This window comes from Bdellovibrionales bacterium (assembly GCA_041662785.1).
Taxonomy (GTDB): domain Bacteria; phylum Pseudomonadota; class Alphaproteobacteria; order UBA9219; family UBA9219; genus UBA8914.
Genome location: JBAZRW010000001.1, coordinates 320,121 through 342,697, shown reverse-complemented (window position 1 = coordinate 342,697; position 22,577 = coordinate 320,121). Strand labels below are relative to the sequence as shown.

General features: G+C 57.1%; 18 protein-coding genes. 13 read left to right on the top strand and 5 right to left on the bottom strand.

The features are described 5' to 3' along the window. Positions 1-5 precede the first annotated feature (5 nt). From tsaE to pheT, 12 genes are all read left to right on the top strand, one after another. A complete protein-coding gene (gene tsaE, locus WC612_01575) occupies positions 6-470 on the top strand; it encodes a tRNA (adenosine(37)-N6)-threonylcarbamoyltransferase complex ATPase subunit type 1 TsaE (protein ID MFA6279470.1) in 465 nt (154 codons plus the stop codon). Continuing rightward, entirely contained in the window at positions 437-1,441 is a 1,005-nt protein-coding gene (locus tag WC612_01570) for a phosphotransferase (protein MFA6279469.1), read from the top strand. Before tsaE ends, WC612_01570 begins: the two co-directional genes overlap by 34 nt. Beyond that, on the top strand, positions 1,438-2,178 hold the full coding sequence (locus tag WC612_01565; GenBank protein MFA6279468.1) for a nucleotidyltransferase family protein: 741 nt from the start codon (positions 1,438-1,440) through the stop codon (positions 2,176-2,178). Before WC612_01570 ends, WC612_01565 begins: the two co-directional genes overlap by 4 nt. Next, a complete protein-coding gene (addB, locus tag WC612_01560; GenBank protein ID MFA6279467.1) occupies positions 2,175-5,240 on the top strand; it encodes a double-strand break repair protein AddB in 3,066 nt (1,021 codons plus the stop codon). The genes WC612_01565 and addB overlap by 4 nt, the downstream gene beginning before the upstream one ends. Then, the gene (addA, locus tag WC612_01555; protein MFA6279466.1) at positions 5,237-8,782 is read left to right on the top strand and encodes a double-strand break repair helicase AddA; all 3,546 of its coding nucleotides are present in this window, start codon (positions 5,237-5,239) and stop codon (positions 8,780-8,782) included. Before addB ends, addA begins: the two co-directional genes overlap by 4 nt. A 168-nt stretch (positions 8,783-8,950) precedes the next feature. Continuing rightward, a complete protein-coding gene (gene trxA / locus WC612_01550; protein MFA6279465.1) occupies positions 8,951-9,280 on the top strand; it encodes a thioredoxin in 330 nt (109 codons plus the stop codon). 213 nt (positions 9,281-9,493) lie between these two features. Continuing rightward, positions 9,494-11,035, top strand: a complete 1,542-nt coding sequence (locus tag WC612_01545; protein MFA6279464.1) for a hypothetical protein — start codon at positions 9,494-9,496, stop codon at positions 11,033-11,035. 191 nt (positions 11,036-11,226) lie between these two features. After that, positions 11,227-11,424, top strand: coding sequence for a 50S ribosomal protein L35 (rpmI, locus tag WC612_01540; GenBank protein ID MFA6279463.1), 198 nt, complete (start codon positions 11,227-11,229; stop codon positions 11,422-11,424). A 15-nt stretch (positions 11,425-11,439) separates the two neighbouring features. Beyond that, a complete protein-coding gene (rplT, locus tag WC612_01535) occupies positions 11,440-11,805 on the top strand; it encodes a 50S ribosomal protein L20 (protein ID MFA6279462.1) in 366 nt (121 codons plus the stop codon). Positions 11,806-12,064: 259 nt separating this feature from the next. Then, a complete protein-coding gene (gene pheS / locus WC612_01530; protein MFA6279461.1) occupies positions 12,065-13,141 on the top strand; it encodes a phenylalanine--tRNA ligase subunit alpha in 1,077 nt (358 codons plus the stop codon). After that, positions 13,141-14,007, top strand: coding sequence for a histidine phosphatase family protein (locus tag WC612_01525; GenBank protein ID MFA6279460.1), 867 nt, complete (start codon positions 13,141-13,143; stop codon positions 14,005-14,007). Before pheS ends, WC612_01525 begins: the two co-directional genes overlap by 1 nt. Next, entirely contained in the window at positions 14,004-16,409 is a 2,406-nt protein-coding gene (gene pheT / locus WC612_01520) for a phenylalanine--tRNA ligase subunit beta (GenBank protein ID MFA6279459.1), read from the top strand. The genes WC612_01525 and pheT overlap by 4 nt, the downstream gene beginning before the upstream one ends. On the opposite strand, the gene WC612_01515 is transcribed toward pheT, so the two are convergent. After that, on the bottom strand, positions 16,399-18,333 hold the full coding sequence (locus WC612_01515; GenBank protein MFA6279458.1) for a hypothetical protein: 1,935 nt from the start codon (positions 18,331-18,333) through the stop codon (positions 16,399-16,401). The genes pheT and WC612_01515 overlap by 11 nt on opposite strands. A 270-nt stretch (positions 18,334-18,603) precedes the next feature. On the opposite strand from WC612_01515, the gene WC612_01510 reads away from it, so the two are divergent. After that, positions 18,604-18,894, top strand: coding sequence for a type II toxin-antitoxin system RelB/DinJ family antitoxin (locus tag WC612_01510; GenBank protein MFA6279457.1), 291 nt, complete (start codon positions 18,604-18,606; stop codon positions 18,892-18,894). 250 nt (positions 18,895-19,144) lie between these two features. Here the strand turns inward: WC612_01510 and WC612_01505 are convergent, their stop codons facing one another. From WC612_01505 to WC612_01490, 4 genes are all read right to left on the bottom strand, one after another. Continuing rightward, on the bottom strand, positions 19,145-19,630 hold the full coding sequence (locus WC612_01505; GenBank protein ID MFA6279456.1) for a hypothetical protein: 486 nt from the start codon (positions 19,628-19,630) through the stop codon (positions 19,145-19,147). A gap of 11 nt (positions 19,631-19,641) precedes the next feature. Next, the gene (locus WC612_01500) at positions 19,642-20,211 is read right to left on the bottom strand and encodes a PIN domain-containing protein (protein ID MFA6279455.1); all 570 of its coding nucleotides are present in this window, start codon (positions 20,209-20,211) and stop codon (positions 19,642-19,644) included. A 1-nt stretch (position 20,212) separates the two neighbouring features. Further along, positions 20,213-20,599: an excisionase family DNA-binding protein gene (locus tag WC612_01495; protein MFA6279454.1), complete on the bottom strand. Its 387-nt coding sequence runs from the start codon at positions 20,597-20,599 to the stop codon at positions 20,213-20,215. A gap of 310 nt (positions 20,600-20,909) precedes the next feature. Beyond that, positions 20,910-22,451: a YifB family Mg chelatase-like AAA ATPase gene (locus WC612_01490; protein MFA6279453.1), complete on the bottom strand. Its 1,542-nt coding sequence runs from the start codon at positions 22,449-22,451 to the stop codon at positions 20,910-20,912. Positions 22,452-22,577: the final 126 nt, after the last annotated feature.

Below are 22,577 nucleotides of genomic sequence, written 5' to 3'. Positions count from 1 at the left end.
GGCCCATGGCCGCGCCGCGCTCGCCACTCCCCCTTCCTGATTTGGCCGCGACGCGTGCGCTGGCGCAGCGGCTCGCGCCGTTGTTGCGCCGCGGCGATGTGATCGCGCTCTGTGGCGATCTGGGCGCGGGCAAAACGACGTTTGCGCAGTTTTTGCTCAAGGCGTTGGGCGCTCAGGGCGATATCACCAGCCCGACCTTTACGCTGGCGCAGGTTTATGAAACGCCGCGCTTTCCTGTTTATCACTTCGATTGGTATCGCCTGAAAGCGCCGCACGAGGTCGAGGAGCTTGGCTTTGACGAAGCGCTGGGCGAGGGCGTTTCCGTTATCGAGTGGCCGGAAAAGGCGGAAAGCTATTTGCCGCGTGGCATTCTTTCCCTTCGTTTTTCTGTCGAGGCTGATGGCACGCGCCGCGTGACGATGGAGGCCGATGAGGCATGGGCAGCGCGTCTTTTGGAAGGCGGCATATGATGGACGCGGAAAAAGCCTTAGCCCTTTTTTTGCAAAACGCCGGATGGGGCGAGGCGACGCGTAGCGCTGTCGCTGCCGATTTTTCCTCGCGCCGTTTTTATCGGCTGACCCGCGAGGGGCAAGAGATACCGAGCGCGATTTTGATGACTGCTGCGCCCGATCAAAAAACAAAAGAGTTTGCCGCGCTCGCCACGCTGCTGCGCGGGATTGGAATCGTTGCGCCCGAAATCTATGCGGTGGACGTGGCGGCGGGCTTTGTCTTGATGGAAGATTTTGGTGAGGGCAAAGTCGGGAGCCTTTTGGAAGCTGGTCATAATCCCGCGCTGTTCGATGCTGGCGCGGCAACGCTTTTGGCGGCGCTGCACAAAAACTTTTTGCCTTCGCAAGCAGAAGGGTTGGCGCTGCCTCGCTTTGATGCCGCTCTACTGGCCGAGCAAGCGGCGCTGTTTGTGGACTTTGCTTTCCCGCGTGAGACAAGACGCGCCGCGACGGACGCGGAGCGAAAAGAATTCATTGCGGCGTGGCAAGAGTCTCTTGCGCCGTTTGATAAGGCGTTGCCATGCACACTGTTGCTGCGCGATTTTATGCCCGACAACGCGATGCTGTTGTCCTCGCCCGTAGCAAAGCAGACCCTTGGCGTGATTGATTTTCAGGACGCGGGCATCGGCCCTATTGCGTACGACCTTGCCTCGTGGTGCGAAGACGTGCGGCGCGATGGCGGCCTTGCGCGGCTGCCCGCTTTTGTCGCGGCGTATCACGCGCTGCATCCCGTGGTGGACAAGACTCTCTTGCTGCAAGCGGCGCGGGTCTATGCCGCGCAGCGCCACACGCGCATCCTTGGGATTCTCGTCAAGCTGGGGCGTGGCGCGATGATCCCGCGCGTGACGGATGCGGTTCAATCGTTGCTGCAAGATGAGGCGCTTGCGCCCGTAAGGCGCTGGGCCAAGGCGTGCGGGGTGATGGGGCTATGACGACAGCTTTTCCCTTCCTTAGCGATACGGGCATGGTTTTGGCGGCAGGCTTTGGCAAGCGGATGCAGCCTTTGACGCTCACGACGCCCAAGCCTTTGCTGAAGGTCGGCGGGCGGGCGATGCTGGATCACGCCCTCGATCATTTGAAGGCGGCGGGGATCACGCGCTTTGTCGTTAACGCGCATTATTTGGCGGATCAGATTGTCACGCATTGCGAAGGCCTGACGGCCAGCGACATTGTTTTGTCGCGAGAAGATGAAATTCTGGAAACGGGCGGCGGTATCAAAAGAGCGCTGGCATATTTTTCGGGCAAGCCCTTCTTTGTCCTTGCGGGCGATATGCCGATGACGGAGGGGGACGCGCCTGCGCTGGTGCGGTTGGCGCAGGCGTGGGATTCAAAGGCGATGGATGTTTTGCTGCTGGTCATGCCGCGTGGTAAGGCGCGGGGCTTTTCCGGCAAGGGTGATTTTAGGGTGCGGGCAGACGGTTCGCTGGCGCGGGCGGGCGTGGACGTCCCTGCGCGGAATGTCGTGTTCATTTCCGCCATGATCGTTAACCCCGCGCTGTATGATGAGGTGAGCGAAACACATTTTTCGAACAATGTGATTTTTGATCTGGCGGAATCGCGGGGGAGGCTGTTCGGGTTTGTCCATGACGGCGCGTGCTATCACGTCGGCACGCCCGAAGATTTGGCCGAGGCCAACCGCCTTCTTGAAAACGGTGAGGGCTGGCGATGAGCGGCGTTTTCACCCTTCCCGCGGACAGTTGTTTTGTGACGGCGCTGGCGCGTGGGTTGTTGGCCCGTGCAGGCGGCGATCCGATGGCCTTGGCCGCCATGCAGATTTATTTGCCAACGCGTCGCGCTTGCCGTGCTCTGCGCGAAGCGTTTTTGCAAGAGACAGACGCGCGGGCTTCGCTGTTGCCACGCATGCAGCCCTTGGGCGATGTGGAAGAAGATGCGCTGGACTTTATGGCCGCGGGCGCTTTGGACGATTTGCCGCCCGCGATCACACCGCTTCGCCGCCAGATGTTGTTGACGCGGCTAATCGCGCAAAAGGATGCGGCGCTGCCGCTGGATCAGGCGGCTTCATTGGCGGCGGCGTTGGCCGCGCTGCTTGATCAGGCGCAAACGACGGGCTGCGATTTGGCGCAATTGAAAACGCTGGTTCCCGACAACTATGCGCAGCACTGGCAAGAGACTCTGTCGTTTTTGGAAATTGTGACGGCGGCGTGGCCCAAGGTTCTGCAAGAGGAAGGGTGCGTCGATCCGGCATCGCGCCGTGCGGCGGTGTTGGATCGTCAGGGAAAGGCGTGGGCAGCCTTGCCGCCTGATGTGCCGATTATTGCGGCGGGCTCCACAGGCTCACAGCCCGCCGTCGGGCGGCTGATGAAGACGATTGCAAGTCTTGCGCAGGGTGAGGTGATCTTGCCCGCGCTGGATTTATCGTTGCCGGAAGACGCGTGGCAGGCGGTTGGCGAAACGCATCCGCAATTCACGATGAAAGCGTGGCTGGACGAGTCGGGCTTTGCGCGTGAGGGCGTGCGGGTGTGGGATGATCTTTCTGACAAGATCGCCGCGACGCCGCGTGTGCGCCTGCTTCAAGAAGCGATGCGTCCCGCTGAGGTCACGGAAAGCTGGCAGCATTTGTCGGCGCAAGAGATTCCGCCCGAAGCCGTCACGGGCTTTGAGGCGCTGACGCTGGATCACGCGCGTGAGGAGGCCGACGTGATCGCGCTGCGCCTTCGCGCCGCGTTAGAGGAAGCGGGCAAAACGGCGGCGCTGGTCACGCCTGATCGTGCCTTGGCCGCGCGGGTCGCGGCGGCGCTGACCCGCTGGGGGATTGAGGTGAATGATTCGGCGGGCGCGTCGCTGGATGTGTTGCCCGTTGGTCGGTTTCTGATCGATGCGCTAAAGGCCGCGTCAAGCAATGCGGGCGCGATTGAGTTTTTGACCTTGCTGAAACATCCTTTGGCCGCGCTAGGCCAGACACCAGCACAGTGCCGCGCCTTTGCGCAGGAGGCCGAGGTCAAGCTGTGGCGGGGCGTGCGCCGCGCGGATGTCCTAACAGGCAAGGGAAAGATGAGCGAGGATGGCGCAGCATGGCTGGCGCGGCTGCGTGCTTTGTTGTCGCCTCTTTCGGAAAACTGGCGCGAGAAAAAGTCTTTAGCGGCGTGGCTCGACGCGCATCTGGCGCTGGCCGAAGGCTTGGCGCAAAGCGAGAGTGAAGCGGGCGCGGCGCGTCTGTGGTGCGGCGAGGATGGCGAGGCGGCGGTGCTGGCCTTGGATGATTGGCGCATCGCCAGTCATGACTTTATGGACGTGACGGGGGCGGAGTATCTGTCGCTGTTTGAAGAAATCGCGCATCAGGTTGTCGTGCGTCCTGCCTATGGCCAGCACCCGCGTTTGCACGTTCTGGGGCCTTTGGAAGCGCGTTTGCTGCATTACGATCTGATTATTCTGGGGGGCCTGAATGAGGGCACATGGCCGCCTCAAGCCGCCATCGATCCGTGGCTTTCGCGCCCTATGAAAAAACAATTGGGGTTGCCGCTGCCGGAAAGGCGCATTGGGCTTAGCGCTCATGACTTCGCGCAGCTTGCCAGTGCGCCACAGGTGATGATAACCCGCGCAAGGCGCGTGGGCGGTGCGCCCGCTGTGCCGTCCCGCTTCTGGCTTCAACTGGGCGCGGTATTGCAAGCCGCAGGATATGGTGAGGCAGCGTTATCGCCAGCGCTGCCGTGGCGCGTGTGGGCGCGGGGGATGGATGCCCCTGACACGCCACCGCTTGCTTTCGAGCCGCCGCGTCCTTGCCCGCCGCTTGACGCGCGGCCCAAGAAACTTTCCGTGACGGAAATCGGAACGTGGCTTAGCAACCCGTATGCGATTTATGCCAAGCATATTTTGAAGTTGAAAAAGCTGGACCCTATCGATGCCGACCCCTCCCCTTCTGATTTCGGGACTATCGTTCATGCCGCGTTAGAGGCGTTTGTGAAGGAGGAGATGGCTAATTCTCAAAATGTTTTTCCTGCCGTTTCCCCTATCGTCATCCCCGCGAAAGCGGGGATCCCGTGTGTTGAAAAAAGAAAACGGGACTCCCGCTTGCGCGGGAGTGACGGGGGGGAGCTTGAAGAAAATACAGATGCGTTTCAGGCGACCGCTTTTGCCCGCCTCCTTGCCCATGGGCGCGAGGCGTTTGCGCCGTTTGACGACAGGCCGCAAGTGGCGGCGTTCTGGTGGCCTCGGTTTGAGCGCCTAGCCGCATGGTTTGTGGAAAATGAAAAAACGCGACGCGCGGAAGGTATCACGCCGCTCGCGGTTGAGGCCGATGGCGTCATGCGCGTTGCGGGCGGGGCGCTTACCTTGACGGGGCGTGCGGATCGGTTGGATCGCCTTGCCGGCGGCAGCGCCCAGATTATCGATTACAAAACGGGGGCCGCTCCTTCGCGCACAAAAGTTCTGGCGGGGTATGAGCCTCAACTGACCCTTCTGGCCTTGATGGCGCAGGCGGGGGCGTTTGACGGGCAGAAAGCGGTGGACGTGGCCGATGTGGCCTATTGGGCCTTGCAAGAAAAGGATGAGAGCAAGAAAATTGTCGCCTTTAATAAAACACTAGAGGCGCAGTGCGCGTTGGCGCAAGAGGGCCTAGAGAATTTAGTGCGTGCCTTTGCCGATCCCGCTACGCCGTATGAGGCTGTGCCGCGTCCCCACGTCGCGCCGCGCTATGACGATTATGCGCATTTGGCGCGCCTCGCCGAAGGGCGCGGTGAACAAGGGGATGAGCCAGAGGGGGAGGCTGAATGATGGAAAAGCTTCAGCCCACTTCTTTGGCCGAACCTAAAAAGGAAAAGATTTTTTCCGGTGATGTGAGCGCCCTGCAACGCGCCGCAGCGGATCCCGCCGTGTCGGCATGGGTCGGCGCGTCGGCGGGATCGGGCAAGACGAAGGTGCTGGCGGATCGTGTTACGCGCCTCCTTTTGGACGGGGTGAAGCCGGAAAAGATTTTGTGCCTGACCTTCACCCGTGCGGCGGCGGCCGAGATGGCCATTCGCCTAACGCAGCGCCTTTCGCGCTGGGCGGTGTGCGAGGCGCGCGAGCTGCAAGACGATCTTGATGCTCTGTTGGGGATGCCCACCGAAGAGGCACAGCGGCAGCGGGCGCGGCGTTTGTTCGCCAGTGTTTTGTCCTGCGCGGGGGGGATGCGCTTTGTCACGATCCATGCCTTTGCGCAGGAAATCTTGCGCCGCTTTCCGTTAGAAGCGGGTCTGCCCCCCACTTTTTCGGTGATCGAAGAAGCGGACGCACATGCGCTGTGGCAGGAGGCACGCGGTGATTTGCTGCAGGAAATCGCGCGGGAGAAAAAGGGTTCTGTTGCGCAGGCCTTTGCGACCTTGATTGAGGGGATGGCCGAAGAAACGCTGGATGCGTTGCTTCGCGATATTGGCAAGCAAGCGCCGCGCGTGCAGGGTGCGGCGGCCAAGGCGGGCGGGTTGCCCGCGCTTATCCAAACGATGCGTAGCGCGTTAGAGCTAGAGCCGCAGGATACGCCCGCGCTGTTCGATGCGGCGGCGGTGCGGGACGGCGCGTTTGATCGCGCCGCGCTTTTAACGGCGGCAAGAGAGCTGGCGGAAAAGGGCACGCCCACTTTTATTAAACACGCGCAGATTATTTTGGACTGGTTGGAAAAGGATGAGGCAGAACGCGCAGCCTCATTGGATATTTATGCGCGGGCGTTTTTGACAAGCGAGGGGCAGCCGTTCAAAGACGTTGCCAACAAAAAGCTGGTGGAGGCGAACCCAACGCTTGAGAAAACCTTGCGGGCGGAAGAGGCGCGGATCGTGCGCTTGATGGAGCGGCGCGATACTTGCCGCATCGCGCAGGAAACCGCCGCCGCCTTGACGCTGTCTTGGCGGATGGTCGAGATTTATACGGCGCGAAAGGCCAGCCGCGCCGCGCTGGATTTTGATGATCTGATTGAGCGGGCCAGCGCCGTCTTATCCCGTGCGGGGAGCGCCGCGTGGGTCTTGTATAAGCTGGATGGCGGCCTTGATCATATTTTGCTGGACGAAGCGCAAGATACCAGCCCCGCGCAATGGAGCATTGTGCAGACCTTGGCGAGCGAGTTTTTTGCCGGTGAAAGCGCCCGCAGCGGCGTGCGCCGCACCGCCTTTGTCGTCGGCGATGAAAAACAATCGATCTATAGTTTTCAGGGCGCGGACGTTGCCGTCTTCGCCAAGATGCGGGCCTATTTTGAAAAGCTGGTCACGGAATCGGGCAAGCCTTTCCGTGCGGTTCCGCTAAGCGTTTCTTTTCGCTCGGCCCCCGCCATTCTTCGCGCGGTCGATTGTGTTTTCGCGGAGGAGGCGGCGCGGCGCGGTGTATCCACGCAGCCTGTCGAGCATCAGGCCTTTCGCACAAGCGGCGTAGGGCGGGTGGAGGTTTGGCCTTTGCAGGTTGCCGCCGAGGATGAAGAGAAAAAGCCAACGGGGCTAAAGGAGCCTATCGCGTGGGGAATGCCTTTGGGCTACAGCGCTGCGCCCGATCCTGCCGCGCAATTGGCGGCGGCCATTGCCGCGCAGATCAAGGCGTGGGTGGCGCAGGGGCAAACCGTTTATGATCGCGATCAAAAGGGCGATCGTCCGATGACGTATGGCGACGTGATGGTGCTGGTGCAAAAGCGCGGCACGTTTGTGCCGCATTTGGTGGCCGCGTTGAAAAAAGTTGATGTGGCCGTGTCGGGCGTGGATCGCATGCGTCTGACAACGCAGTTGGCCGTGATGGATTTAATGGCGCTGTTGCAGTTTCTTTTGCTGCCGCAGGATGATTTGACTCTGGCGACCGTTTTACGTGGGCCGCTTATGGGCGTGAGCGAAGACGCGTTGATGCAGTTGGCCATTGGGCGCGGTACAAAAAGTTTGTGGGAGCGCTTGGGCGAGGTGGCGTCCCCTTCTTTTACCCCTGTTCATGCTTATCTTCGCGCTTTGCTGGTGAGGGCTGATGGTCTATCGCCGTTGGCGCTCTTGATGATGATTCTTAGCGATCCTTGTCCGGCGGATAAGGTCAGTGGTCGGCGGGCGATGGCGACGCGCCTTGGTGCTCAGGCCGAAGACCCGATGGATGAACTGCTGGGCGCTGCCGAAGAGTATGGATCGCGCCACGCCCCGTCGCTTCAGGCGTTCTTGCACTGGCTGACGGAAAGCGAGGCCGAGATCAAGCGTGAGATGGAGGCCGCAGGGGGCCGCGTGCGCGTTATCACGGTGCATGGCTCAAAGGGGCTAGAGGCTCCCGTTGTGATTTTGCCCGATGCCGCCCTTGTGCCCAGTCGCGGCAAGCTGCCCAAGCTTTTGTGGGATGAGGGAGCGGGCGTCCCGTTTTACATTCCGCGTGAGCCGTTAAACGCGCGGCTGGCTTCTTTGCGAGGGCAGGCGCGAACGCGCCAGCTTGAGGAACATCGCCGCTTGTTTTATGTCGCGATGACTCGTGCGGCGGACAGGCTGTATATTGGCGGCTTTGCCAAAAGCGAGGCAAAGGACGACAGCAAAAAAAAGGAAGACGTTGACTCGTGGTACGCGCTAGCTTCCCGCGCCCTTGCACCCCATCATCAGGCGGATGTTCTGGTGGGCGAGCCGCCCGCTCTGTTGCCGCCTGCGATTGTGCTGGCGGACTATGCGGTGAGCGCGAGTCTCTTGATAAAAGGCGCAAAAGAAAAAAAGGAGAAGGCCCCCGCGCCATCGCTTCCCGTTTGGCTGTTTGCGCCGCCACGGCCAGAGCCTTTGCCGCCGCGTCCGCTAGTGCCTTCGCGTCCCAGTGAGGCGGAGGAAAGCTCGGTTCCGCCGTCCGTGTCGCCACAGGATGCGCGGTTTGCGCGGGGCCGCTTGATTCATCGCTTGCTGCAAAACCTTCCCGATGTTGCGGTGGAAGAGAGGGAGCAGGCTGCCTTGCGTCTGTTGGCTCAGCCCGCGCACCGCCTGACCCCCGCCGCGCAAAAGGAAATCGCGCATGAGGCCTTGCGCCTTATCGACAATCCGCGTTTTGCGCCGTTGTTTGCAAAGGGCTCCCGCGCCGAGGTTCCCGTGATCGGCCTGTCTGGCTCCCGCCTCATTGCGGGGCAGGTGGACCGCTTGGCCTTGGTGGAGGGCGAGGTCTGGATTGTGGACTATAAAACCAATCGCCCACCGCCTGACGATCCGGCCTTTATCCCCGCCGCCTATAGGGCGCAGATGGAAGCCTATCGCACAGTGCTCAGGGCCGTGTATCCGGATTGCCTTGTCCGGTGCTTTTTGTTGTGGACTTATGAGCCAAAACTAATGGAAATTACCCATCATATTGATATATCAAGACAATAAAAAACACCACAGCCTGCATTTTTCCCTTGACTCAAGGGGACGTTTCTGCTATTGACATTGCTGTGCGGAGCTGTGTCCAAAGTTTCCCCCCCGACGAAGGGCTTGAATGAAGGCCTCGCAACGCTTATGTAAAGAGGACAGAAAACATTACTCGAAAGGAATCGCCCTATGGGAGAAAATTGCAAGCACATTACCGACGCGGCCTTTGAGTCCGACGTTTTGAAGGCTTCCGGCCTTGTGCTGGTTGATTTTTGGGCTGAATGGTGCGGCCCTTGCCGTATGCTGGGCCCCGTTCTTGAAGAAATTGCTGGCGAGATGGCGGGCAAGGTCACCATCGTCAAGATGAATGTTGATCAAAGCCCCGAAACGCCCGGAAAATTCGGCGTTCGCAGCATTCCCACGCTGGTTTTGTTTAAAGACGGCCAGATGGTGGAAACCAAAGTTGGCTCAATCCCCAAACAGGCGCTGGTGGCTTGGTTGAACGAGAAGGCGGCGTAAATCTCGCCTCGGCTTTGGCTTTTTGCAAAAATCCTGTGCCGATCCAAGATTTAAAGATTACAGACGAGGGGCTTTTTCTTAGGGGGAAAGCCCCTTTTATTAACCATAGACTTTTCTTTTATTTTCGCCATCTGCGCGGTATAGAAACAGTTGCAGTGGGTGCGGCGAGCGCCCTTTTCGACATCGAAATTATTTTGAAACGTGGAGAGCATCATGAAGGCGAAAAACATTTTGGAAGCGTCTTATGTCCTTGCGGCCTTAAAGACGACGGAAACAAAAGCCGATTTTTATACCAAGTTGGCGCGGCGCATTAATCGGGGCGTTATTGCGGAGGTTCCATTCATCGTGGTTACGTCCTGCTTTGCGAACGCGCTGTTCGCCCAAGAAAAGAATTATGTCAAGGGAGCCTATGCCGTGCTTGCCGCGATTGCCAGAAAAGGGAGCGCGAAAAATTGTCAACAGCTTGCGATTTGTTTGGACACAGATCTCCAGTCTTTTCCTCGCCAAGCCCGCCTTAACCGAGAACGGCTGGTTCATGTTTTTGTCAAACATGATACTTACCATCAATCCCATCTTTACAAAGCCTCTTTTACGATTGCCCTTTTGGACGACGACAAGGCGGTAAGGGCTATGGCGCTACGTAACGTGGCGGCCGTTTTTGATGCGTGCGGCAACGTCAATAACGTCAATAGAATCAATCCGTATGCGTTTCTGGCGGGCACTTTTTCTAATTTATCCGATGAAACGAAGGCTGATCGTGTGTTGCGCTTCATGGCTGTTTGTATTCAAAAAGGCAGTTTTACTAAAGGGGCGTTTTCCAAAGAAGCCCTCAATTTGGCCATAACCGCAAAATCAGAAAGCGTTGTCAAAGAGGCCTTGACGACGGTTGGCGCTGGTTTTGCCGCGAGGGCTCTTTCTTTAGATGATGCACTACTCTCAGTGATGAAAATAAACGACGCCCCTCCCAATATAAAAAGAGAAATTAGGACGCAAGACGTGATCGCGGCCGCCCTTCAAAACGCGCCGGCTGCAGAGACAAACGGCCTTTTGAATCAATTGATCTTAGAGGGACTGAACAGCGCCCATCCCAAGGTGAAGGCGGCGGCGCAAAGAAACTTTAAGAAGTGCGTTACCCTTTCGTGCCCTACCCCCACGGTTCCGAAGCCCAAGGTTGAGGTTCTTGGCCCCGAACATATCGGCAAGATGATTGGGGACAAAGGCATCTATTTTGGATCATGGCAGCCCAAGGACAGGGGTGGCAAATTGCTTGGCAAAAAATTTAACGTCTTCGCCGCGCCTGAGGATCTCGACCCGTCGGACACTTCCGGCAAGAACTGCCGCACGTTTGAAAATGCGGCAAAGGAAGTTGGTAACCGCCGCAACTGGCATGGTTATGATGGTATCTATTGTGAGAACGATACCGCGCTCTATGGTGCGCTGAAAGATGGAAGTGCTATAGGCAAGTGGTTTATCCCTACACGCGATCTTTTGCATGGCAAAGATGTTGATGAAAAAGACTCACGCGACAAGCATCTCTACGGCCTTCAGAACGAAGGGGACTTCAAGGGGACATTTACGACGGAAGACAACGCTCCTTCTCCCATGGTTCCCAACTATTACTGGTCCTGCACGGAGCGTCGTGACTTTTCTACACACGTGTGGGGCGTCCGCTTCTCGGATGGCGTCGTCGTTTGGCGCTATAAGGGTTACGATCGGTTGAGCTGCCGCCCCTGCCGAGTGGAGTTAACCCCTTGATCCTTCAGGGGCTTGTTAACCAATTAGCGTCTCTGATCTTTGAACTCTGAACTCTGATCTCTGACCGCTGTTCCCTTTTCTCTTGCTTTCTCTGTGGGGAATCGGTAGAAAAGCCCCTCTCTTAGCACGATCTGCGCCATAGACATGCCGGACTGCTTCGTAAACGAAACGATTAACAAAAGGAAAATGAAATGTCTAAGCTCAAGACCCATAGCGGGTCCAAAAAGCGTTTCCGCGTGACCGGCTCTGGCAAGGTCAAGTGCGGGGCGGCCGGTATGCGCCACGGTATGCGCAAGCGTTCCCAGAAAATGAAGCGCACAGCGCGTCAAGGCTTTATCCTTTTCAAGGCTGATGGCGAAAAAATTATCACACACTTTTTGCGTCCTTAAGGGAGGGGTCATACCATGGCACGTGTAAAACGGGGCGTGACCTCTCACGCAAGACACAAAGAAATTATCAAGCTCGCCAGCGGCTATCGTGGCCGCGCCAGCACTTGCTTTCGCGTTGCGATTGAAAAGGTTGAGAAGGCGCTGCGCTATGCTTATCGTGATCGCAAGGCCAAGAAGCGCGAAATGCGCGCTCTTTGGATCGTGCGCATCAACGCGGGCGTTCGTGAATATGGCCTGACCTATGCTCGATTTATCAACGGGCTTAAGCTGTTGGGTATCGAGCTGGATCGCAAGCAGCTTTCGGACCTCGCCGCGACAGAGCCCACAGCCTTTAAGGCGCTGGTCGATCAGGTGAAGACCAAGTTGGACAAAGCCGCTTAAGCGTAAGCGATAAAAGACCGTCAGACCACTGACACACTTGCGGGGATCCAGCCAAGGCGGCGGGATCTCCGTTTTTGTTTCGACGGGTTCGTCGTCGCGAGCGACCAACGGGAGCGTGGCGATCCAGCGCCGAGCGTCTGCGAGGCACAAGAGTCTTATGCGCCGCAGACGCGGCGCGGCTGGATTGCTTCGCGCCGCTCGCAATGACGGCGTGTTTTGAACTACGCGTTATCGAAGATAAAGAAAAGGGGAGGATCCCATGTCAAACGACGAGATGAAAAAACTGCAAGGTGATTTGATCAAAGCCATCGAAGGCGCAGGCGATAGCGCATCTTTGGAGGCTGTGCGTGTCGAAGCCTTGGGCAAAAAGGGCAAGCTGACCGAGATGATGAAGGCCTTGGGAGGCCTTGATCCCGACGCGCGCAAAGCCATGGGCGCGGCGCTGAACGAGGTTAAGGTGGCGGTCACGGCGGCGCTAGAGGTCAAGGGTAAAACGCTGGCGGCGGCGGCGCTCACGGCGCGGCTGGAGAAGGAGCGCATCGATATCAGCCTGCCTGCGCGGGGTGGCGAGAGCGAGGGACGCATCCATCCGATCACGCAAACGCTGGATGAGATTGTCACGATCTTTGCCGCGATGGGATTTAAGGTTGCCAAGGGCCCCGATATCGAGACGGACTGGAATAATTTCACCGCACTGAACATCCCGCCCGAACATCCCGCGCGGCAGATGCAAGACACGTTTTATATGCCGCCTCAGGGCGACATGGCGACGGTACTTCGCACGCACACCTCGCCCGTGCAAATCAGGACGATGATGGGGCAAACGCCGCCTATTCGCATCATCGCGCCCGGACGGACGTATCGCTGTGATAGCGACATGACTCACACGCCGATGTTTAGCCAGTTCGAAGGCCTTGTGATCGATGAGAAAACGCATATGGGTCATCTGAAGGGTTGCCTTCTGGATTTCTTGCGGGCGTTTTTTGGAATCGAGGATTTGCCTTTGCGGTTTCGGCCTTCGTACTTTCCGTTTACAGAGCCAAGCGCGGAAATTGATATTGGTTGCTCACGCAAGGGCGGGGAGCTGAAGCTGGGCAACTATGGTGATTGGCTGGAGATCGGTGGCTGTGGGATGGTGAACGCCAACGTGCTGCGCAACTGCGGCGTCGATCCCGACAAGTATCAGGGCTTTGCTTTTGGCACAGGGATCGAACGCCTTGCGATGCTGAAATACGGCATTCCTGACCTTCGCACGTTCTTTGAGGCGGATATGCGTTGGCTGAAACATTACGGCTTCGTGCCTTTGGATATTCCCAATCCGGCGATGGGGGCGTGATGGAACCGCACAAAGAGAGAAAAGAGTTGAACCTTTATCTCGTTCGGCATGGCGAGACGGAAGGCAATGTGCGGCGCTCACGCTATAAGGAAGTTGCCGATCACGCGATAAGGTTGACGGCCAAAGGGATCGATCAGGCGTATGGCGCTGGCGCGTTTTTGGCGCAGCGTCTTCGTGCGGAACATGACGCCGATCCAGAAGGTTTCGGCGCGATTCGCGTGTGGAACAGCCCTTATTACAGAACGCGCCAAACAGCCCATGGTGTTATTTATGAGTTGGGTCAGAAATTTGATCCGACATCGGGGGTTATCACCTATCGTGAGGATCCTTTTTTAATTGAACAGAAGGCAGGCCTCTTTGATGGGTTGACGGATGAAGAGTTCGAGGCGCAGCATCCTGAAGAGGCCGAGAATTATAATCGGCATAAAAAGTTTTTAGGGCGCATTTACGGAACGGCCCCGTTGGGTGAAACGCGGCTGGACGTTGTGATCCGCGTCAAGCAACATTTCCGTACAGTGATTGATGATTATCTCTCACGCGACATTCGCCACGCGGTGATCGTTAGCCACGGCCTAACGGTTCGGGCTTATGAAATGGGGTGGATGCGTTATGCGCCTGAATGGCTCGATTCAGAAAAGAATCCGGGCAATTGCTGGGTGAGGCATCTTCATGGCTTGCGCGGCGTGGGTTATGTCGATGAAGGGTATGTTCATGGCGAAAAGGCTCCGCTGGGCGATCCGATGGCCACGCAGCGGAAAACGGAAGGTGCGGAGCAGGTCTATATGCTTGCGCCCCAACGGCCCAATGCAATTGTGCCGTGTGGCGTTACTGTTGTTGATCCTTTCAAACAAAGGTGTGCGAAATGAAATTCACTCTCTCTTGGCTTAAAGAGCATCTGGAAACCGAGGCCACGCTGACGGCGCTGTGTGACAAGCTGACCGCGATTGGGCTGGAAGTCGAAGGCGTGGAAGATCACGCGGCGGCGCTGGCTTCGTTCAAGGTCGCGCAGATCATTGCGGCGGACAAGCACCCCGATGCGGATCGCCTGAAGGTCTGCCGCGTGGACACGGGCAGTGAGCTGATTCAGGTCGTGTGCGGCGCTCCCAACGCAAGGGCGGGGCTGAAGACCGTTTTAGCGCGCGCGGGCGACGTGATCCCTGCGAGTGGGCAGGCGCTTAAGCTGAGCAAAATCCGTGGGCAGGAATCGCAAGGCATGATGTGCTCGGCGGCGGAATTGAGGCTGGACGGTGACGCATCGGGCATTATGGAGCTGCCGGACGATGCGCCTGTTGGCGCTCGGTTTATCGATGTGGTGGACGTGGCCGATCCTGTGATCGAGATTAACCTGACTCCCAATCGCGCAGATTGTGCGGGCGTGCGCGGCATCGCGCGGGACTTGGCCGCCGCTGGCATGGGAACGCTCAAGTCGTTACAGATTGCTGTGCCCAAGGGAACGGAGCCTTGCTGCGTGGGTGTGAGCCTTGATTTTCCGGTGGAGCAAAAACATCACTGCCCGCTGTTTGTGGCGCGGTCTTTGCGCGGAATAACGAATGGTGCGTCTCCGGCGTGGTTGCAGGCGCGGCTTCGCGCGATTGGCCTGCGCCCCATTTCGGCGCTGGTCGATATCACCAACTATATCACGTTCGATTTTGGACGACCCTTGCATGTGTTCGATTGCGCCAAGCTGAAGGGCGATTTGTGGGTGCGTCCCGCCAAGGGCGGCGAGACGTTCAAGGCGCTGAACGACAAGGAATACACTCTGGAAGAGGGCATGACAGCCATCGGCGATGAGACGGGCTTTTTGTCGTTGGCGGGTATTATGGGGGGTGAGACATCGGGGTGTGAGGACTCGACCACCGATGCGCTGATTGAATCGGCATATTTCAATCCTTCGCGTACCGCCAAGACGGGTCGCGCTTTGGGCGTGACATCGGACGCGCGTTACCGGTTTGAGCGCGGCGTCGATCCTGAGTTTGTGATTGATGGCGCGGATCTGGCCACGCAGATGATCCTTGCGCTCTGCGGGAACGATCAAACGGTGGTGAGCGAGCGGCTGGTGGTGGGCGATGTGCCGACGGTCACGCACGTTGTTCGTTATGATCCCGCCAAGATGCTGAAGTTTATCGGCGTTGATGTCGAGGCCGATGAGCAAGAAATGATTCTGATGACGCTCGGCTTCACGGTCGAGAAGGCGGAAGGCCACTGGACAATCACGCCGCCCAGCTGGCGCGGCGATGTGGAAGGCGCGGCGGACATTACGGAAGAGATTATCCGCATCAAGGGTTATGAGCATATTCCGGCGACTTCGATGCCGCGTGAGGACGTGGTGACGCAGGGCGCTTTGGATTTGATCGACCGCAGGGCTGCGCAAGTGAAGCGTGCGCTGGCGGTACGCGGCTTGCTAGAGGCGGTGACGTGGTCGTTTATGTCCTCGCAGGTTGCGGCGGCGTTTGGCCCCGTGAAGGATGAGCTTCGCCTGATCAATCCTATCAGTTCTGATTTGGATGTCATGCGCTCCTCCATTGTGGGGAATCTTGTGCTGGCCGCCAAGCGCAACGCGGATCGCGGCTATGGCGATGTCGCCTTGTTTGAAGTTGGCCCGACTTATCAGGATCAAACGCCGGAAGGGCAGGCGCTTGTCGCCACGACGCTAAGGGCGGGGCAAACGCCGCGTCATTGGGCGGATAAGGCCCGCGCTGTCGATGCGTTCGATGCCAAGGCTGATGCTCTGGCAGCGTTGGCCGCTGCGGGCGCACCGATGGCCTCCGTGCAGGTGGAAGCGAAAGCGCCCGTTTGGTATCATCCGGGCCGCAGCGGTTCTTTGCGGCTTGGGCCCGTTTTGCTGGGGTATTTCGGTGAGGTGCATCCGGACATTCTGGCTGCCTGCGATGCTGCCGCGCCGATGGTGGCGAGTGAGGTTTTCCTTGGCAACGTCCCCGCGCCGCGTAGCGCGGGCACAGCCAAACCGCTTTTGAAGATGGAAGCGTTGCAACCTGTCGCGCGTGACTTTGCCTTTGTGTTGGACGAGGGCGCTAGCGCGGACAAGCTGATCGCCGCGATCAAGAAAGCGGACAAGGTGCTGATCCGCGACGTCACGATCTTTGACGTGTATCAGGGCAAAGGCGTTGAAGCGGGCAAGAAGTCGCTAGCGCTATCCGTGACGTTGCAGCCTGCCGATCACACGCTGACGGACGGCGAGCTGGAAGGCCTTTCCAAGGCCATCACGCAGGCGGCGGAAAAAGCGGTCGGCGCGGTTCTTAGAGCGTAAGCGCGGCGGTTGAGCGATGGGCGGCTTCGGGGACGGTCAGCACAAGCGTGTTGCGGTCATTGATATTGATGGACGCCTCACGTGCCCTTGTCGCCGTCAACTGATAGGCCGCATTGCGTAGGGCGCGTTTGGCGGGGTCTTTTTCCTCCCAGAATAAATCGATGCGAACATGCTCGCTGCGGAAATAGGTTCCTTCGTTGACGGGCTTGGGAATGGGGCGCGATTGCGCCACGCGGAAGGCGCGGGCGGTGACGCCTTGTCCAAACATATCTTTGGCGGCCATGGCGACTTCGCGGTTGAGGGCAAAGAAATTGTCGGGGGTCAGCAGGTCGTCAAAGCTATCGCGTATGGTTTGCTTGGTGCACTCCCATTGTTGGCTTTTTTCGCTAAGGACAAAGGTGCGCATTGCGCCAACGACGCGCGCTTTTCTTTGCGTTACGTCAATGCGGGTGGCCTTCCAGTCGGGGTTGGGCTCGCGGATAAAGGGGGGCTTGACGGGAAGGCCTTCGTTGCTTTCCATCAACATAGCGCTAAGCACATCGAACCCATCGAGGCCGGCGTCCTTGGCAACGTCGGTGCGGGCGCGGCTTAAAACAAGCAGGGCTGTCACAAAATTTTTGATATCACGCTTGATGGCTTGTTGGACATCCTTAGGCGCGAAGGGCGTCGAGGCCGCCTTTTTTTCGTGGGGGAGATCCTTGACAGACCAGCCTTCAATCGTAAGGGCGCTGGAGGCTTCTTCATTCTCTGGCCCCTTGGGCGTTTGCCAGTGAAGGATGGAGCAGCAGCCCCCCTTCTCTTGTTGGATTAGGGCGCCAATTCTCACGGGTGCGTGTGCCGCCTTGCCGATGGAAGCGGGGGCGGTATAGGGCCCTTCGATCCAAAGCTTTTTGAATTGGGTTCCTGCTTGCTGGAATAGGCGCTGGATCGTTCTTTCAGGTACGGCGTCCATAACGCGGCGCGTGAGATCACAAACCTTTTGGTCAAAGCTGATGGGAACGGCTTGAAAAGCCGTTGTCATGACGGCGAAAAGAGTAACTTTTAAGGTTTTTTCTTCGGCCAAGGCGTAGTCGATAAAATCGGGGAGCGTGTTGGACAAGAGGGGGGTAGGGATCGGGGTCACGCCTAAGAACCGTCTCAACTCATGGGGCGATTCCATCTGGTTGAGCCGTCCACGATACGTTTTGCTGATGGCCGGAAGAAAGGAGCTGCCCGATTCTTTCTTGATCGGGGGCATAATCGCGCCTGTTTGAGCCAAAGCGTCGCGCTCCAGTTTTTCATGCGCCATAAAGGTCATTACGTGCAGCGAAAAACGCAGCAAATTTCGCAGATCGCTGCGAAGGGATTCTTGCATGGCGGCAGGCTCCTTGTGAAGGCGATCGTCGCCCCGTCTTTCGTCTTCTTGGGTGAAGGCCTCAAGACCCGTCATCGTCATGGTGTGGTGAGGTTCGGCGTCCGTGCCGCCAAGGCGCAGCTCAACCCCGCAGCCTGACAGGCCGCACAAAGCGCCTGTCCTTTGGTTGCAATAGATGCCTGCCAGCAAGGGATTGGCCTGTTTACCTTTGATCATTTGCTTGACCGTTTTTGCCGTCGATGTTGTGTCGCCGATGATTTGGGCGTCGCGCACCGTAAAGCCTTGGCCATCCGCGTGGCGCTTAAACAAAAGGCCGTGTGAGCCGTGTTCGGTGTCGTGGGAGGACATGCCTCCTTCGACCCAGAGAAGGTCATTGTCTTTGGGAAAAGGAAGGCCGTGTTTGGCAAGAAAGCGGATCGATTCACTGGGGGCGATGTCGCTCAGATCCTCTGTGTAGATTAGGGCGCGGATGTTGGGGCTGAGGCTATATTTGGTGGCGCGGCTAACGTCCTTTAAAAAGGAGGCTACATCGTTCTGATGCTCTGTTTGAGGGCGAAGAGAGATGCCCATCACGACGCTCGCGCAGGTTGAAAAATCCGCTTCTTAAAAATAAAGGGGTGAAATTGCTGTGCCGCATTGTATGCTTTTTTTCAGGCCCAAACAACGAACCCGAAATAGTTTCAAGAAAAAAGCAAAGCAAGGGAAAGCCTTAATGCTTTGTTTTGGCTGGAGGAGGCCGTTTCCTAACGCGTAAAGGACAGGCGGCGACACAAATAAACGGAGGGAGGGTTTGTGTTTGTATCACGAACGTGATACAATTAGGCAACAGGGAGAAAGCCTATGCAAAAATCAGAAGTCGTTCATACGCGGGTTGCGCCGGATCTTAAAAAATCAGTTGAGGCCGTTTTGTGTCAAGTCGGGCTTTCGACATCCGATGCGGTGACGCTTTTTTTTCGCCAAATTGTTTTGCGAAATGGTCTTCCCTTTGAAGTCCGTATCCCCAATGCAACCACGCGCCTTGTTCTTAAAGAGGGGATAGAGGGGAAAAACATGAAAGCCTATAAAGCTGTTTCCGATTTGCGCCGTGTTGTCGAGGGACGTCCTGCAAAAACACGAAAGGTAAAATGTTAGGGGTAGTAACCCATAAACGGTTTGAGAAGGACGCAAAGCTTGCCGTGCGCCGTGGGCTTGATCTAGATAAACTTTGGGATATTGTCGATTTGTTAAGCAGACAGGTTCCTTTGCGTGCTCGGCACAAACCCCATCGTCTGACGGGGAACTGGTCTTCCTATATGGAGTGTCACATCGAACCGGATTGGCTGCTTATTTATTCCGTATCTGATGACACTCTAGAATTAGGGCAATCTCCTTTTTGAGGGGTTCATCCTGCGGGCATTAACGTTTGATGTCGTTCAAATAATTCTTCTGAAAGGCAATCAACATAAGCCGTTTGGCTTTTGTAGCCCATTTTTTTATTAAGCACTGTAAACAACATATTATTACACCGCTTTGCAGATAAAATAATTTGTTCCCCTTGTGTCGGGGCGAATGGAGCATAACGCCGAAGGCGTAGTTCTATTTCTAGCATTGGCTCAAGCAATAATTTAAGTTTTTCGGACAAGGTGTTTTTTATATCTTCTCCTAAGTTTACGCCATCACTTAAAAGGGAGCACAAAGCCAAGGCTTTTTCGTGAACCACAAGAAATTCCTGTGCTGCAGTTAGGAAATAATCCGCATGTTTGACTAGGTAGTCCGATTCTCTAACGGCTTTTGTTTTTATGCCCTCCACGTGACGTAACAGCACAAATCCAAATAGAGCAATCAGGCAGGGAGTAAGAATATCGGCGATTGTCTTGATGTCTTCCATGATTAGCGCCATTATAAAACCTCCGCATAATCTCTGAGAGCAGAAACGGTTTGCACAAGACCCAGCCCCTCAAGCGTGCCGAAAAGCTGTCCGACGCCGCATGGCGGATTCTTAAGATTCACACGCATCCGTTTAACTGCAGAACAGACAACACCGGGGGAAAGGTCGATAAGGTGTGAAATAAACTCGTCCGGATGCTGGGCTTGAATGTCTTGTTTTCTTAAAATGTCTTCCGGAAAATCTTTCAGATTGTAGGTTACAATTACATCGGCGCGACAACGAATAGCGGCAGCGAGAACATGGCGGTCATTTGGATCGGGCAAGACCAAAGCCTCAATCAAATTTTCATAGTCCTGCACGAGACAATCAAGAACCGCCTTATTCATGAGGGCGCGTGTTCTCAAGAGGCTTTCCTCAGACAAATCCGCACGATTTGCGAGAAGGTTGCGCGTCCATTCGTCATGGATGTGATCTGTCCATTTGGCGCGAAACAATCCTGTTTGGGCAAGGTGCAAAAGGATATCTCTAATCGGCGCGGGATAGAGAACACATGCATCAAAAAGGGCTGTGAATGTCGCCAAATCAGTATCCCATGTTGAGTTCCTGAGCCTCTGTTGCCAACTCTTTCAAGGCTTCATCTTGTTCGCTTTCGATTTTTTTCTTGTAGGAAAGAATGTCCTCGAAACGAACGCGACGATGAGTCCCGACCTTTTTGTATTTTATATCCCCTTTCTCAAGGAGGCCAACAAAAAAGGGGCGGGACACGTTCAGGAAGTCTGCCGCTTGTTGTGTGGTCAATTCAGCGTGAACGGGGATAACGGTAACAGCACTTCCCTTTGCCATATCATTCAAGATGTTCAACAGAAGCCGAACCGCAACAGCAGGCAAAGCTATTTCGCCGGATTTCCCATTTTCAAGAAACTGAACTTTGACAGCATCTTTACCCGCGGGCCGTGCATAACGTGCCAATAGGCGGCTCGCGTCTCCGGCAAGGGCTATATCAATGGCACTGGGCGGAAAAACAGATGTTAGATCTTCTTTGTGTGGGCGCATTTGAGCCTCCCTGAACTCATGTGGACATCTACGAACTGCTATGGACGCCTGTGAACTATGATAGAGCCAATATCCTTTAAAAGCAATAAACGAAACAAACAAAATATACGAAATAGCAAGAGAGCCATATTAATCGTGTTATTCGAACCCCCAAGAAGCAATTCAACTAACTGATTTATTAATGAGAACGGGAACCCATGCCGATTTGTTTTAGGGGAGCGCCCCCCTACCGTGCGAAGGACAGGCGGCGATAGGAGAGGGCCTCGGCGATGTGGACGCGCTGGATCGCGCCTGCGCCTTCCATATCGGCCAGCGTTCGCGCTACGCGCAGCATCCGGTGATAGCCCCTTGCAGATAGTTTGAGCTGTTCGGAGGCCTTCATCAACAGGGCGCGTCCGGCATCGTCCAACGGCGCGATCTTTTCAAGCAGCTCGCCATCCGCCTCGGCATTTGTGCGGATGACGGGGCCTCCTTCGCCCGCCCGCGTAAGGGCGGTAAAGCGCTCCGTCTGGATGGCGCGGGTGGCGGCCACGCGGGCGGCGACCTCGGCAGAGCCTTCGGCCGATAGGGGCAGGGACAGGTCGGCAGGGCTGACGGCGGGCACGTCCACATGGCAATCGATGCGGTCGAACATCGGCCCTGAAATGCGGGATTGGTAATCCATGGCACATTTGGGGGCGCGGCCACAGGCTTGGCTGGGGTCCGCCATATGGCCACAGCGGCAAGGGTTCATCGCGGCGACAAGCTGGATGCGGGCGGGATAGGTGACGTGGTGATTGGCGCGGGACACGACGGCGCGGCCCGTTTCAAGGGGTTGGCGCAGGGCTTCCAGCGTGCTGCGTTGGAACTCCGGCAGCTCGTCAAGGAAGAGGACGCCGTTATGGGCTAGAGAAATCTCCCCCGGTTTGGCGCGGACGCCGCCGCCGATGAGGGCGGGCAGCGTTGCTGAATGGTGGGGATCGCGAAAGGGCCTTTGTCGCAGCAATTTGCCTTCATCCAAAAGCCCCGCCAGCGAGTGGATCATGGAAACGTCTAGCGCTTCATCGGGCTGGAGTGGGGGCAAAAGGGCGGGCAGCCGCGCCGCCAGCATGCTTTTGCCCGATCCGGGTGGCCCTATCATTAAAAGGTTGTGACCACCGGAGGCCACGACTTCTAGGGCGCGTTTGGCGGTCTCTTGCCCCTTGATATCGCGCAGATCCAGCCCCCCATGGGCATGGGAATCCGTTTGAATCTTAAGGGCGGGGCGCGTCAGGACTTGTACGCCTTTAAAGTGGTTGATGAGGGACAGGAGGGAGGGTGCGGCCAGCACGTTAAGGACCTCGCCCGCCCAAACGGCCTCACCGCCGTTGGCGGCGGGACAGATAAGGCCTTTGCCCCTTGCATTGGCGCTAACGGCGGCGGGAAGGACTCCGGCGACCTTGGCGGTGGCTCCGTCCAAGCCTAATTCCCCAAGCGAAACGAATTCGGCAATCTCTTCTTTGGGGAGAACCTCCATCGCGGCCAGAACGGCCAAGGCGATGGGCAAGTCGAAATGGCTGCCCTCTTTCAGGACATCGGCAGGCGCCAGATTGATGGTGATCCTTTTGGCCGGCAGGGAAAGGCCAAGGGCATGCAACGCCCCGCGCACGCGCTCGCGGCTTTCGCCCACGGCCTTGTCGGGTAGGCCTACAATGTTGAAAACAACCATGCCCGACGACAGTTGAACCTGAACATCGATGGGCAAAACGGATGTGCCTTCAAACGCGACTGTGCCTATGCGTGCGAGCAAGAAATCCCCCTGATAAAACAGGGCGAGAATAGGGGGGATAGGACGGGATGGCAACAGGGAAGGAGGGGGGCGGCTTCCATCATGAATTTAAAGCGCTTCTTGGGCTGGCGCGTTAGTCAAATGTTC